The organism is Methylophilus sp. QUAN (assembly GCF_015354445.1).
GTDB lineage: Bacteria > Pseudomonadota > Gammaproteobacteria > Burkholderiales > Methylophilaceae > Methylophilus.
The window spans coordinates 780435-794526 of the sequence record NZ_JADKYT010000002.1; the positions used below are offsets into that span (position 1 = coordinate 780435).

Annotated in this window: 15 protein-coding genes; 12 read left to right on the forward strand and 3 right to left on the reverse strand. The window is 48.0% G+C overall.

All coding sequences use genetic code 11. The annotated features are described in order from the left end of the window. Positions 1 to 9: 9 nt before the first annotated feature. Positions 10 to 1290 (forward strand): 3-phosphoshikimate 1-carboxyvinyltransferase, encoded by a 1281-nt coding sequence (gene aroA, locus INP79_RS12210; protein ID WP_194754504.1) that lies wholly within the window; start codon positions 10 to 12, stop codon positions 1288 to 1290. Between the two features lie 5 nt (positions 1291 to 1295). On the opposite strand, the gene INP79_RS12215 is transcribed toward aroA, so the two are convergent. After that, entirely contained in the window at positions 1296 to 1520 is a 225-nt protein-coding gene (locus INP79_RS12215) for a DUF2061 domain-containing protein (RefSeq protein WP_194754505.1), read from the reverse strand. A gap of 91 nt (positions 1521 to 1611) precedes the next feature. On the opposite strand from INP79_RS12215, the gene cmk reads away from it, so the two are divergent. From cmk to INP79_RS12270, 11 genes are all read left to right on the forward strand, one after another. Next, a complete protein-coding gene (gene cmk, locus INP79_RS12220) occupies positions 1612 to 2289 on the forward strand; it encodes a (d)CMP kinase (protein WP_194754506.1) in 678 nt (225 codons plus the stop codon). A 207-nt stretch (positions 2290 to 2496) separates the two neighbouring features. After that, entirely contained in the window at positions 2497 to 3963 is a 1467-nt protein-coding gene (rpsA, locus tag INP79_RS12225) for a 30S ribosomal protein S1 (protein WP_228519930.1), read from the forward strand. A 14-nt stretch (positions 3964 to 3977) separates the two neighbouring features. Then, positions 3978 to 4265: an integration host factor subunit beta gene (locus tag INP79_RS12230; protein WP_018985241.1), complete on the forward strand. Its 288-nt coding sequence runs from the start codon at positions 3978 to 3980 to the stop codon at positions 4263 to 4265. Between the two features lie 129 nt (positions 4266 to 4394). Next, positions 4395 to 5624: a lipopolysaccharide assembly protein LapB gene (gene lapB, locus INP79_RS12235; protein ID WP_194754507.1), complete on the forward strand. Its 1230-nt coding sequence runs from the start codon at positions 4395 to 4397 to the stop codon at positions 5622 to 5624. Positions 5625 to 5657: 33 nt separating this feature from the next. After that, positions 5658 to 6353, forward strand: a complete 696-nt coding sequence (pyrF, locus tag INP79_RS12240; protein ID WP_194754508.1) for an orotidine-5'-phosphate decarboxylase — start codon at positions 5658 to 5660, stop codon at positions 6351 to 6353. A gap of 111 nt (positions 6354 to 6464) precedes the next feature. Beyond that, complete coding sequence (locus INP79_RS12245; RefSeq protein ID WP_194754509.1) at positions 6465 to 6764, forward strand: ComEA family DNA-binding protein; 300 nt, start codon at positions 6465 to 6467, stop codon at positions 6762 to 6764. A 193-nt stretch (positions 6765 to 6957) separates the two neighbouring features. Continuing rightward, positions 6958 to 8205, forward strand: a complete 1248-nt coding sequence (locus INP79_RS12250; RefSeq protein WP_194754510.1) for a tyrosine-type recombinase/integrase — start codon at positions 6958 to 6960, stop codon at positions 8203 to 8205. A 1034-nt stretch (positions 8206 to 9239) separates the two neighbouring features. Next, on the forward strand, positions 9240 to 9851 hold the full coding sequence (locus tag INP79_RS12255) for a recombinase family protein (RefSeq protein WP_194754511.1): 612 nt from the start codon (positions 9240 to 9242) through the stop codon (positions 9849 to 9851). Continuing rightward, complete coding sequence (locus INP79_RS12260; protein ID WP_194754512.1) at positions 9848 to 10498, forward strand: hypothetical protein; 651 nt, start codon at positions 9848 to 9850, stop codon at positions 10496 to 10498. The genes INP79_RS12255 and INP79_RS12260 overlap by 4 nt, the downstream gene beginning before the upstream one ends. A 213-nt stretch (positions 10499 to 10711) precedes the next feature. Then, the gene (locus INP79_RS12265; protein ID WP_194754513.1) at positions 10712 to 11047 is read left to right on the forward strand and encodes a hypothetical protein; all 336 of its coding nucleotides are present in this window, start codon (positions 10712 to 10714) and stop codon (positions 11045 to 11047) included. A 586-nt stretch (positions 11048 to 11633) separates the two neighbouring features. Then, positions 11634 to 12356: an MgtC/SapB family protein gene (locus INP79_RS12270; RefSeq protein WP_019882020.1), complete on the forward strand. Its 723-nt coding sequence runs from the start codon at positions 11634 to 11636 to the stop codon at positions 12354 to 12356. A gap of 31 nt (positions 12357 to 12387) precedes the next feature. Here INP79_RS12270 and INP79_RS12275 read toward each other — a convergent pair whose 3' ends face one another. Beyond that, positions 12388 to 13077, reverse strand: coding sequence for a cation diffusion facilitator family transporter (locus INP79_RS12275; RefSeq protein ID WP_194754514.1), 690 nt, complete (start codon positions 13075 to 13077; stop codon positions 12388 to 12390). A 126-nt stretch (positions 13078 to 13203) separates the two neighbouring features. After that, a complete protein-coding gene (locus INP79_RS12280; RefSeq protein ID WP_228519932.1) occupies positions 13204 to 13830 on the reverse strand; it encodes a hypothetical protein in 627 nt (208 codons plus the stop codon). Between the last annotated feature and the right edge of the window lie 262 nt (positions 13831 to 14092).

The window sequence follows — 14092 nt, forward strand, 5'->3', positions numbered from 1 at the left end:
GTCTACATTATGGAACAACTGCATTTACCCGCTGCACACCAGGCTCAAGGCACCATCACGTTGCCAGGCTCTAAAAGCATTTCTAACCGTACTTTATTATTGGCAGCATTGGCTGATGGCGTGACTGTCATTCGCGATTTACTGGCCTCAGATGATACGGCACGCATGCTGGAAGCCTTAACGGCTTTAGGCGTTAAACTGGAAAATATCGGCGAAAATGCGTGGCAAGTCACCGGTTGTGGCGGCAATTTCCCCAACAAAAAAGCCGATTTATTTTTAGGCAATGCTGGCACGGCGTTCAGGCCACTCACGGCAGCCCTGGCTTTTTCTGGCGGTGACTATCACTTGCACGGCATTGCGCGCATGCACGAACGCCCGATCGGCGATCTGGTAGATGCCTTAAAGCAGGCCGGCGCCCAGGTGGACTACCTGGCCAACGAGGGCTACCCTCCCCTGCAGATCTCCCCTGCACAGCTGGATGTTAGCCAGCCGATTAAAATCCGCGGTGATGTCTCCAGCCAGTTTTTAACGGCCCTACTCATGGCGCTACCGTTAACCGGGCAAGCCGCCAGCATAGAAGTCGTCGGTGAACTGATTTCAAAACCTTATATTGAAATCACGCTTAACCTGATGCAGCGTTTTGGTATCACCGTGCAACGTGATGGCTGGGAGCGTTTTCATATTCCGGCAGCGGCGCGTTATCAATCTCCAGGCGAGATTTATGTGGAAGGCGATGCTTCAAGTGCCTCTTACTTTATTGCAGCAGGTATTTTGGCTGGCGATGTCACCGTTAACGGCGTTGGCGAGCAGAGTATCCAGGGCGACATCCGCTTTGCAGAAGCCGCCAACTTGATGGGCGGCCATATCAGTTATGGCGAAAACCATGTGCGCGCCCAAAAAACACAATCGCTGCAAGCAATAGACCTCGATTGCAATCATATTCCGGATGCCGCCATGACCTTGGGTGTAATGGCGATATTCGCCCAGGGCACAACCACATTACGCAATATTGCCAGCTGGCGCGTGAAAGAGACCGACCGCATTGCCGCCATGGCAACAGAGTTACGCAAAGTGGGTGCCACCGTTGTTGAAGGTGCTGACTACATTCAAGTCACGCCACCGGCACAACTGACGCCGAATGCAGTGATCGACACTTACGATGATCACCGCATGGCTATGTGTTTTTCACTGATCAGTCTGGCTGGCGTGCCAATTACCATTAATGATCCAAAGTGCGTGGGCAAAACGTTTCCAGAATACTTTAAGGTATTTGCCAGCATTGCGCGTTAAGCCGCTTAAGCGGCATAGGCCCACTCATGCTCATCTGGCTCTGCCGGTGTAGCAGCATGGCTATGCTGGTGACGCTGCCAGGCTCGTTCGTGAAAATAAAACACGACGGTATTGCAAGCGGGCTCCACCAGTGCCATGAGACCGCCCACTAACATGCTGCCAGTCAGCAGATAGGCAACGGTAAATGCAACGCTAAAATGCAGCATGGCGAATGAGGCGGTTTTAATCATGACAGGCTCCTTGAATACGATGGTTACATGTTACAAAAGTGCAAAATCAAAATCCAATTCATTGTTTAAAAGCATTTGATAAGTAAAATTTATGACGAACACAACCTTTCCGCACGTCATCGCCATTGATGGCCCCTCTGCTTCAGGTAAAGGCAGCGTCGCCGAGCGCGTGGCCAAATATTTCGGCTTCCACTACCTGGATTCCGGCGCCATTTACCGGCTGCTGGCGTATGCTGCCTATCAACAAAATGTTGCCTGGTCCGACGCCCGCACACTGGCTGAAATTGCAGCTAAGCTGGATATCAAGTTCGAGAACGGTGAAGCCTATTTGAATGGCGAACAAGTCAGCACTCATATCCGCACCGAGCAAATGGGCAAAGGTGCCTCTGAAGTGGCCGTGCATCCAGAAGTACGCACCGCCCTGCTGCAGACACAACGCAACTTCAGACAAACGCCGGGGCTGGTAGGGGATGGCCGCGACATAGGTTCGGTGATTTTTCCGGATGCCGGATTGAAAGTTTTCCTGACGGCCGCAGTCGAAACCCGCGCCAAACGCCGCTACGACCAGCTGATTAACCGTGGTGAAACAGCCGATTACGACCTGATTCTGGCAGATTTGCAACAGCGCGACCTGCGCGATAGCCAGCGTGCGGCCGCCCCTTTGAAACAATTGCCAGACGCCATTTTGCTTGATACAACAGACAAGAATATCGAGCAGGCCGTGAACATCATTATCGAAGCCTTTAAAAAAGCCAGCCAAACCGCATAAAAAACCGCTTAAGTCATTGAACTCAATAATTTTTTTGTGTATAGTTTTGGATTCGGATTGCTCAAGTCATGCTTGGGCAATATTTTTTAACCTTTTCCATTGCTTGCGCACTTGCGTAACAGTGGCTCGCTGAAGGATGTCTGTCTTTCATGCGAGTAAAAATTGGACAATTTTTTAATGGCTTCTATTTCTAATACATCCTCTTCCATGGAATCTTTTGCAGCCCTCTTCGAAGAAAGCCTGGCCCGCCAGGAAATGCGCGCAGGTGAAGTAATCACCGCCGAAGTAGTGTCTGTAGACAACGATTTCGTTATCGTGAACGCTGGCTTGAAATCCGAAAGCGTAATCAACGCTGGTGAATTCAAAAATGCTCAAGGCGAGCTGGAAGTTGCCGTTGGCGACTTCGTTAAAGTAGCGATCGAAAAACTGGAAGATGGTTTTGGTTCTACACAACTTTCTCGCGAAAAAGCGAAGAAAATGCAAGCATGGCTGGATCTGGAAGAAGCCATGAACGAAGGCCGCGTGGTCAAAGGTTTTGTCAGCAGCCGTGTTAAAGGCGGTCTGCGTGTTTCTGTCAGCGGCATCATGGCATTCTTGCCAGGTTCACTGGTAGACATCCGTCCGGTTAAAGACACGACTCCTTACGAAAACAAAGAGTGGGACTTCAAAGTCATCAAACTGGACCGTAAGCGTAACAACATCGTGGTTTCCCGCCGTGCAGTAATGGAAGACACTCTGGGTGCCGACCGTGAAGCACTGCTGGGCAGCCTGACCGAAGGTGCTGTCATCAAAGGTATCGTTAAAAACATCACCGACTACGGCGCGTTCGTGGATCTGGGTGGTATCGATGGCCTGTTGCACATCACTGACTTGGCATGGCGCCGTGTGAAGCACCCATCTGAAGTGCTGACTGTTGGTGAAGAAGTTGAAGCCAAGATCTTGAAATTCGACCAAGAGAAAAACCGTGTTTCTCTGGGCATCAAACAATTGGGCGACGACCCATGGGTGGCATTGAGCCGCCGTTACCCAGTAGGCACACGCCTGTTCGGTAAAGTATCTAACCTGACTGACTACGGCGCGTTTGTTGAAGTGGAACCAGGCATTGAAGGTTTGGTACACGTGTCTGAGATGGACTGGACTAACAAGAACATCCACCCAGGCAAAATCGCTCAATTGGGCGACGAAGTTGAAGTGATGATCCTTGAAATCGACGAAGACCGTCGTCGTTTGTCACTGGGCATGAAACAGTGCAAACCAAACCCATGGGATGATTTCGCTGCTACTCACGCTAAAGGCGACAAAGTATCTGGCCAAATCAAATCTATCACTGACTTCGGTGTGTTTATCGGCTTGCCAGGTGGCATCGATGGCTTGGTTCACTTGTCTGACCTGTCATGGACACAGTCTGGCGAAGAAGCAATCCGCAACTTCAAGAAAGGTGACGAGCTGCAAGCCGTTATCCTGGGCATTGACGTTGAGAAAGAGCGCATCTCTCTGGGTGTTAAACAGTTGACTGAAGATCCTAGCGGCAACAGCGCTCCGATTGGTGACGACAAATCTGGTAAACCAAAAGCCAAGAAAGCAAAAGCTGACGACGTGATGATCGACGAAGCTTCTGCTGGCACAACCAACTTGGGTGCTTTGTTGAAAGCCAAGCTGGACAGCAAAAAATAAGAAGGCTTTAGATCATGACAAGATCTGAACTGATAGACTTGCTTGCCCAGCGCTTTCCGCAATTAGTGCTGAAAGATGCCGAGTTATCCGTCAAAACCATCCTCGATGCGATGACGGAAAACCTGGCGACGGGCGAGCGTATCGAGATACGCGGTTTTGGCAGCTTTAGCCTCAACTACCGCCCGCCTCGTCTGGGACGTAACCCGAAAACTGGTACAAAAGTACAAGTTCCGGCCAAGTACGTGCCGCACTTTAAAGCGGGTAAAGAGCTGCGTGACCGCGTAGACGCTATCGAATCTTAATTTTTTGATTAAGTAGTAAGCAAAAACGGTATCTTCGGATACCGTTTTTTTTACCTGTGATCAACGCTATTCATAGCGCATCGACCACTGCTTGGGTAAAATAAAGCCTGACCTGAAAAGAGACCCCCTATGCTGGTTGAATTTGAATATTGGTGGCTATTGATTCTGCCGCTGTTTTTTACACTGGGCTGGATTGCCGCCCGCGTGGATATCAAGCAATTGATTGCAGAATCCACTTCACTGCCAGCCACCTATTTTAAAGGCCTCAATCTGTTGATTGCAGACCAGTATCACAAAGCGGTAGATGCGTTTAGCGAAGCGCTTTATCTGAACAAAGACTCCCTCGAACTGCATTTTGTGCTTGGTAGCCTGTTCCGCCGCACCGGTGAAACCGACCGCGCTATTCACCTGCATATGAATTTGCTCGAAAACTATGAACTGACCGAGCAGCAATCGACCTCGATCAAGGTCGAGCTCGCACAGGATTACTTTAAAGCCGGTTTGTATGACCGCGCTGAAGAGATCTTCAAGACCCTGCGTCATACACGCTATGAACAAGCAGCCTTGCGGCATTTGCTTGAAATCTATGTCAAAGAACGCGAATGGTCAGAAGCGATTGCCATTGCTACTGAGCTGGAACGCTCTTCCGGTATCTCTTACCGCAAAGAGGTCGCGCAATATTATTGCGAGCTGGCTGCCAATGCGATGATTCGCCAGGATTGGGCGCATGCCAAAACACAGCTGGAACAAGCGTTGGACGCTAATAAAAACTGTGTGCGAGCTAATGTGTTGCTAGGTGACATCGCCGCACAACAAGGCCACCATACAGATGCGATAGCCTTCTGGAAAAGGATTGAAATGCAGGCACCAGAACACTTGGGCCTGATTGCGCAAAAAATGCTCAAAAGCTACTCACTACTTTATGGTGAAAGCGACGCAGAATCCAACAAGGTAAGCAAAGGGCTCAGCGAAGGCCTGAACCAATTACATCAATACCTGGAAACCTATCAAATCAGCAGTATGATGTCCGTACTCTATGAAGCAACGTTGCAGGCAGAAGGCGCTGACAAAGCGGCCAAACTGGCACGTAATGAGCTGATTCGCAAACCCAGCCTGAAATCGCTGGACCAGCTATTGCAAGCACGCGCCATGCTCGATGACGAACAGCATGACCTGCAACTGATGCAACAGACCGTGCGTAACGCCATTGGTGACCGTGCTGCTTATTATTGTGACCAGTGCGGCTTCCGCGCCAAACAATATCACTGGCAATGTCCAGCCTGTAATGCCTGGGAATCACTCCCCCCTGAACCCACTGAGGCGACCATCAGAGATATCAAGCTACTCAAACGCAAGTAGTCTTTATTAACCAGAATATACGAATCACCTTTTATGACTGATAGCAAAATTATTATCGCCCTGGACTACGCAGATGCTGCATCTGCCACCGCCCTGGTTGACCGCCTGGATCCTACACTCTGCAAGCTCAAAGTCGGCAAAGAGTTATTTACTGCGGCTGGCCCAGCATTCGTAGAGTCGCTGGTCAAACGCGAATACGATGTTTTCCTCGATTTAAAATTCCACGATATTCCTAACACCGTCGCCAAAGCCTGTCAGGCGGCAGCTAACCTGGGTGTCTGGATGTTAAATGTCCATGCCAGTGGCGGTTTGCCCATGATGCAAGCGGCGCGAGAAGGCCTGGACAAAGCCTTTGGCAGCAATGCCCCCTTACTCATTGCCGTCACTGTATTAACCAGCATGGATGAAGCCACCTTGCATAGCCTGGGCATACAACGTTCTTTAAATGAACATGTGTTAGCACTGGCCACCATGACACAACAAGCTGGTTTGAATGGTGTGGTCTGCTCGGCACAAGAAGCGCAGATGCTTAAAGAGGCGTTAGGTGCTGCATTTTGCCTGGTAACGCCTGGCATTCGCCCACGCGACGCAAGCCAGGACGATCAAACCAGAATCGTCACACCAGAACAAGCATTAACGCTGGGCGCGCACTACCTGGTGATTGGGCGCCCTATTACACAAGCCGCTGACCCGCTTGTTGCGCTAAACGCAATTATTAAAAATATTTAATATAAACTAACAATATAACGCCGCAGGAGCATTTGCATCTGTAGTGCGTCAGTAAAATAAAAAACAGGCCACTTCAGCCTGTTTTTTTATTTTTGACCATACGGAGGATATATGAAGCAAACCATCTTGGCTTATTTAATGTATTTCATTCTGTTACCAGCCGCTTATGCCGTCGTCGATATCAATACCGCCAGCCAGGCCGAATTAGAAAGCCTGAATGGCATCGGACCGGCAAAAGCGCAGGCCATCATTGAATATCGCAAAAAGAGCGGCGGTTTTAAATCTGTGGATGAACTCGATCAGGTGCCGGGCATTGGTCAGGCAACATTAGCTAACCTGAAAAAAGATGTCAGCATTAGCGGTAAAAAGCCACCATCTGCAGAAGCGATCAAAGTAGATAAAAAGAAATAGCAATATTGCAGCTTAAATCGTAAAAACAAAAAAGCACCCAATGGGTGCTTTTTATATTTGGCGGAGAGAGAGGGACACCCAGTAAACCACCACTTAACCCGTTGAAGCGCCTATTATAGCGGGTTTCAGAGGGTTTGTGTAAGGTAAAAACGTAAGGTAAAATCCTTGCGTATTATTACTCTCTGCCATAAAAATGCCTAATCACTTAGAACCAGCTAGAAACAATTGGGATGCAGTCCTTACAGTCCCCAAAGAACTAAGAGGGAAGTATGGTCTACCTAAACTTCGCTTTAGGAAGTCTACAGGGACAACTGATAAACGTCTGGCTTGCAAGATAGCTTCTCAGTATGTTGCAGGTTGGCAAATCCAAATTGAGCAAGCTAAAGGCGCAGACACCTCTGTTCTAAGCGATGCTATGCAATTTAGAGCGGATAGGGAAAACGCCAGGGATGCCGAGCATAGACGTGTGCTAGAAGAAGTCCTTATCACTCACGTTGAGGGGATTGAGAAAGCTCAAGGGCTGGAGAAGGCCAAAGAGTTCTATGCCGTAGCCCAGTCCAAGCAGACACCCTCCTCCACTTACTTCACCCAGTGGAAGACATACGCCGAGGCTAACCTTAAGGCGAAGACAGCAGACCAATGGGGACGAGATATACAGGAATTCATTAACCAATTTCCCACACTGGATACTGTCAGCACGCGCACTGTGAGGCTGTGGCTGGATAAATTGGAGTCCAAGGGTAAAGGCTTAGGCAGATACCTTAGCGCCTGCCGTAACTACTGGAAATTCATACAGCCATATGAGGAGTCGATTGCGGAGGTAGAACCATTCCGAGATGCCCTGTCTCATAAGCGACGCAAGAAGAACAAGGGGGACGCTAAAGACGCTTGGACGAGAGAGGAAGTATTGATGCTATGGACTGAAGCCACCCGCAAAGGCAAGCAAGAGCTTGTAGACCTCATCTCCTTGGCGGCATACACAGGTGCCAGGATTGAAGAGATATGCAGCCTAAAGGTGGAGGATGTAACACATGACGCCTTCAACATTACCGACGCTAAGACTAAAGCAGGTATTAGAGCCATCCCTATTCACAGCAAGATTGAGTCAGTAGTTAAGCGTCTCAAAGAAAACTCAACCGATGGCTACTTGTTGTCTGGCCTGACCTTTAACAAATATGGTGATAGGTCTAATGCCATAGGTAAACGATTCGGTACGTTCAAGACTGGCTTGGGCTTTGCCAAGGATAAATCCACTCACAGCTTCCGCCATTCCCTAATCACCTTCTTAGACGATGCTGGAGTACAGCTAACGCACATCCAAGACATTGTCGGCCATGAGAAGGCAGGCACCACTGGGAAGGTGTACAACAAGCCTGCCCCTGTGAGTGTGCTTAAGGTGGACATTGAGAAATTGGTTTACCCATTGCCTGAGCTTCTATAAGAGTCCCTGAGCCGCAGCAGGTGGCAATGATTAAGGCAGAGGACAGCCGAAGCGGCCCCCTGCTACTGCTCACCTTTAGCGATGACTATTAGGTGTTCGGTGCGTCGGCACCCAAGTACTATTCGGCTTAGATGTCGGAGGTAACTTAGTGTTATCCGGCACAGTCGTATAGTTTGGCTTCAACCCTCCACGAGGGCCTTGTTCCTGAAAGATACCGCCGTTTTTTCCGGTGTTAGAACCCGGTGTCTTACCAATTGCCATGATGAGTCTCCTTGTAAATGGCATTGATTCAGCAGCAAGACCCAAGTCAGACACGATTGCCAAGTGAAACTAAATAAGCTATCGTAGAAGACCTTTTGTTCCGCAAGAACTGGGACAGACACCGCTGAATATAAAGTGTCTGTAAAGCCGTCTTTGGGTTGCACCCCTCTGGCGGCTTTTCTTTTTCGGCTTAGCACCTGCCTTGCCTGAGTGCTAATTTAGCTCTATATAGTTTCCGAGTCAAAGAATAAACACAAAATGTTGCGGTTGACATGGTTATTATTTTGTGTTCTTGAAATTATAGAATAACCATATTTGACCAGATATATACAAAATGGCACATAAATAACCAGCATTTCAATTTAAAAAAATTATCATTACCAGAAGGCCGATATAAAAATAAAATGAAAAAATTTCACAGCAAATTTGTGTGAGGTTATTAATAGATTAAGGCCTGAGCCAACTTCCCCCTGGCCGCCCTTCGTCCTGTAGCCGCAGCAATCCCTTTTCAAATTCATACGTTTAATTGTGTTCTTTCCGGCGGCTGGATGTCCTCACCTTCAGTCACACTTAGAACCACCCGCGCAGGACAGCCAGTCAATTCCCCCATCCTAGTGCAGCAGCAGGCAGCCCTGTCCACTTAGGGTACACCTCAACTGGACGTCAGGCAGCGTATTCAATTGTGTCTATTTAGGGTTGTTATTTAAATTACTGGACAATTCAATCCAAAGGTCTTAGACTCTATCCTGACAGTGCAATAAGGAGACCTAACAATGACAACCACGCACAAAGGCCAGCTAGTCGGCTACATCCGTGTATCTACACTAGACCAGAATACCAGCAGGCAGGAGGAGCAGCTTGCAGGCTTCCAGCTTGATGAGACATTCATCGACAAGGCCAGCGGTAAGGACACAGCTAGGCCACAGCTTCAAGCAGCGCTTAAGCATTGCCGTAAGGGAGACAAGCTTATAGTCCACTCCATGGACAGGCTAGCGCGTAACCTTGATGACCTCAGAGCGATTGTCAAAGGACTGACTGATGAAGGTGTAGCTGTCCAGTTCGTTAAGGAAAGCATGACCTTCACGGGGGAAGACTCTCCGATGGCTCAGCTTATGCTGTCTGTCATGGGTGCTTTTGCTGAGTTTGAGCGTACACTCATTAAAGAGCGGCAGCGCGAAGGGATTGCTATAGCCAAGACTAAGGGTGTCTACACAGGACGCAAGCCAGCCCTCATGGATGACCAGATAAGTGCGTTAGTGGCTAAGGACAAAGCGAACGGACACAAGCAGCGTTCAGCACTGGCTAAGGAGTTTGGGTTATCTCGGGAGACCCTTTACAAATACCTGAAGTCTGCTGGCGCACCAGCACAGGAGATACAAGCATGAAGTATTACAAAAAGCATATTCCTGAGAAATGGCAAGTATTCGCGTATGAGGCGGACGGGTCTCAAGATTCATTTATAAGTAGTGAGATGATTGCAATAACGCAAGAGGAGGCCTCGGAAATTGCCGATAGTGAGCCTAAAGACGAGCTTGTAGTTGATATTCTAAGGTCTGGTTCTACTCAGAGAAATTGGACTTGGCCTCCTAAAGCATATCAAGAGGCTATCGGACAAATTGTCGTTTCATCATCTAGCATTGAGGTCTTAGTCAGAACTGTTATCTGGCATGTTGCGGGATTAGATAGCATCACAGGCCGGGCATTCACAGGTAAAGCGCGGATTAATGAATTGGTCGAAACGCTTAAATCTTTAATAGAACACAAATCCCCACATCTGAATGACCGCATGGCAGGGATTGGTACAAGAATTAATGAAGCTTTCAAAAGGCGCGCAATGTATGTTCATCAGGTGTGGACAGTTCAAGAGGGTGCCCCAGCGGTTGGCAAACTATTCATTGAACGCTACGAACGGTTGGAGAAAATAACGCCGGTTTCACTAACTGAAATGTACAATCTGTCTGACGAAATGCAACAAATCCAAAGCGACTTGATGGTCGCAATCTTATACCCATTGTTGCCCACTTCCAGCTAGCATGGTGTCGGAGCTTAAGAACCCAGCGAAGTCTCTGGCATATCAGGATTCAATAGATAAGACTAAAAAATGCTTAGGCTTGCGCGGCAGCACTACCTGAGGTGCGGGTCATGGCCATCCATTAGCTATCCCCTGACAGCTAAAGTCTGCTAATCTCCAGCCGTCATAAATGAATAGTGACATAGACAATCAACAAGAATAACGAGAGCAACTATGCAGAAGTATCTAGGGAAAATATTATTCATAGTCATCACCGCCACAATACTCTACGTCGTAAGGGTTTCTTTCGTGGAGCGAGTAGCAGACAAGCAGGTCAAAACAGTTGAGCAGATGCAAGCAAGGCACCAAGCCACGATGGAGCAACGCCTTGAAGAGCAAAAGGAAGCGCAGGAGCAAAGGCGATTAGACGAACCTGCGCAAGTCTTAGTAAGAGCTAAGGACGTTAGAGCGTGTATGGCAGACCTAGGCACTGATACGCTCAACAATGAGGTTATTGAGTGTACTAAAGACCACTACATCACGGCTAAGCGGAGGGATGTGGAGAGGTGATAGACATGTCTAAATCAGTATCTAGTCTTTGCCTTATGTTGCTCTTTGTCTGCTTCAATACAGCTCAAGCAGAGATTGTAATTCCCACCAAACCCGAAGACTTTACCAGAGACATCTACAATAGACTTTCATGTGGCGGTTACGCAATCATGGAATATGAGCGTGGAACTATTGACCGAAGGATAGATATTTATATTGAAGACACATCAAAATATGTTTGCTCAATTGGTACATATTCAACACCGTATGGCACGTGCCCACCGCCACACTGGTTCTCTGCCGAGTGTGATAAATATTACTCTGCATACACTACAATTTTGCATGAACGTTTCCTCTTAGAGTTTCCAAATATAAAATGGCCTCCTCACCCGCCACCCCCACTGCCTTAGAGAACTCCTGCCAACTGGCAAAGTTAGGACTCTTGAACTGGCGGCTCATTGCCGAGGGTTAAGTGACGCTCAGGAACGACCTACAGCCTCCTATCCAGCCCGAGCTGAGGCTTACCTTTCGCTAGTGCCAAGCGTTGCCACAGCGTGTACTATGCGCACTGAGAATAATAACTGCGATTCGGATAGTGGGATAAGCCATGACATTACAAGTTATTCAAAACATCAACCTGGTATCTCTGTTAGATAGCTCCATTAGCCTGACCATGGCCTTTATATGCGGCTCGGTGATTGGCTTTGAGCGTCAGTTCAGACAACGTACAGCGGGACTGAGGACTAACGTGCTGGTAGCAGTTGGAGCTGCCATCTTTGTCGATATGGGGAACCGTCTCACAGGCAATGAGGGAGCAGTCCATATTGTTGCGTATGTGGTGTCTGGTATTGGCTTCTTAGGTGCTGGTGTCATTATGCGTGAAGAAGGTAATGTGCGCGGCCTAAACACTGCTGCAACCCTTTGGGGGTCTGCTGCTGTCGGAGCTTGTGCTGGAGCTGACTTAATCCTTGAGGCTGTGCTGGGGACTATCTTCGTCTTAGCAACCAATACGGTGCTCAGACCCATTGTGAATGGGATTAACAGGAAGCCGATTGACACCATGCGTGTTGAAGCGACTAACACGTTCTATGTCATTGCACTCAAAGCGAACCAGAAGGACGCCTTGGCATTGCTAGAAAGCACCCTAGAAGCTGGCAACTTCCCTGTACAGCAATTACAAATGCATGTGTTTGGTGCTGATAGCATCGAGATTGAGGCAACACTCTTAGCCAACTCCGTTGAGACCGACTCACTCAATCAAGTTGTAGACACCCTTCTAGCCTCCCCTTTTATCTCCCAGGCATTCTGGAGTCCAAATATAAAAGAGTAGTTACTGAAGAGAAAGAGCGCTGCATCCAATCCTAAATGCGGAATTTTCCGCGTTTAACTGGCATACCTACCGCAACAGCCTGAGGCTGCTTAACTGGCACTAGAGACGACGGCCGACGCAACTCTTCAAGCGCATCTTTCAGGACAGACGCAGAGGAATGAAGGAACAGACCAGCAATGAGTGTACCTACCGCAATATCAGGCCAACGAGAAGTCAGCCAATAACTAGCACCTGCTGCAATCAATACTCCAACATTTGCTATCAGGTCATTGCGAGAGCATAACCAGGTCGAACTCATGTTTAAGTTGTCGCTTCGGTGTCTATAAAGCATGCCAAAGCAAACAAGGTTAGCAAACAGAGCAAGCACACCTATCGCCCCCATGAGTTCAGCATTAGGCACAACTGGATTTAAGACCTTATAGCCAGCCTCCAGCAATACGCCAACACCAAAGGCCAGCATGAATACGCCTTTAATCACAGCAGCTAAAGCCTGCCAGCGGAGTGACTTAGCCAAGACAAACAGGCTGAAGCCGTAGACAATTGCATCACCTAGCATGTCCAGGGAGTCAGCCAGCAGTGACGTTGAGTGAGCAACTATGCCGGAATATGCCTCAACGACAAACATCACAGCATTGATGACTAGGACAGCCCAAAGCACTCGGCCATGAGATTCCCTTAAAGCCGTTACTTCACATCCTTTGTCTTCGCAGCAGCTTGCCATTAGTGAACCTTGAACATAGTCGGTACGAGTTGATTATACGCCCAGCAACTACCTACAGAGCGTTATCTGGTGAATGCTGAGGCACTAACATTGGCTACAGGTATGAGCTCGGAACTGCTAGGAGATTTAACCCTCTTTGGTTGGTTTTACAATGCTAGTTTCGATGTCAACGGGACGGTCAAAAACATCATCTCCAAACCTATTATAGTCATGAAGAAAAGCCTGAAACTGTTTAGACTTTACGGTTTTTTCTGGATTTGCTCTGATATGTTTGTCGAAGCTATCTAGATGCTTTTGTGGAATAGTCCTATGCAGCTCTGTCATTTGGTTAGCTTTATCATAGAGGTACCCCTGAAATCCAGCAGGCAAAATGTACTGCCTAGGTGAAATCTGACCTGATTTAAGCGCAACTCTGCTGGAGCGCATATCTTTAATATTCGCGACATCAAGTACACCCAGCAGAATGAATGAAGGCAGCTTTGTATAAATGAATTTCGACTTGTTATTCCCAATAATATCCATAGCTATGGCTCTTAATAAATAACGATTCATGCTCGGCGGCATATCCGTCATGCTTGTTTTATGGATTGCTTCTAATGGTATTAGGTGTTGTTCGTATTGAAGTAAATTATCAGCCTCTCCCAATAGATACGCTCTTAAATGCTTTTCGGCTGCATCTTTAAGGGCTACTTCTGACTCATCTTTAGGGCGTGGATTCTGGCTTCGGATATAAGTAAGACATCTCCAGCTCATTGAGGCACAGAATTTGGACAGCCAACTGTCATAGTTAAGCTTTGGAATATTCTTCTCTACATGAGGATAGAAGACCTTGTTAGCAAACTCTCTTTCCCAATTAGAAAATAACTGTTCTCAATCTTCACAAAGCCAATACTCTTTTGCCGTGTCTTGGGCGCGTTTATCCATCTGAGTATTCATCCGCAGGTAGCCAGTTATGGATGTATTCTTAAGCCACTTACCAACGAATCTTGGAATGATATGGCTTTCTTTCAAGACC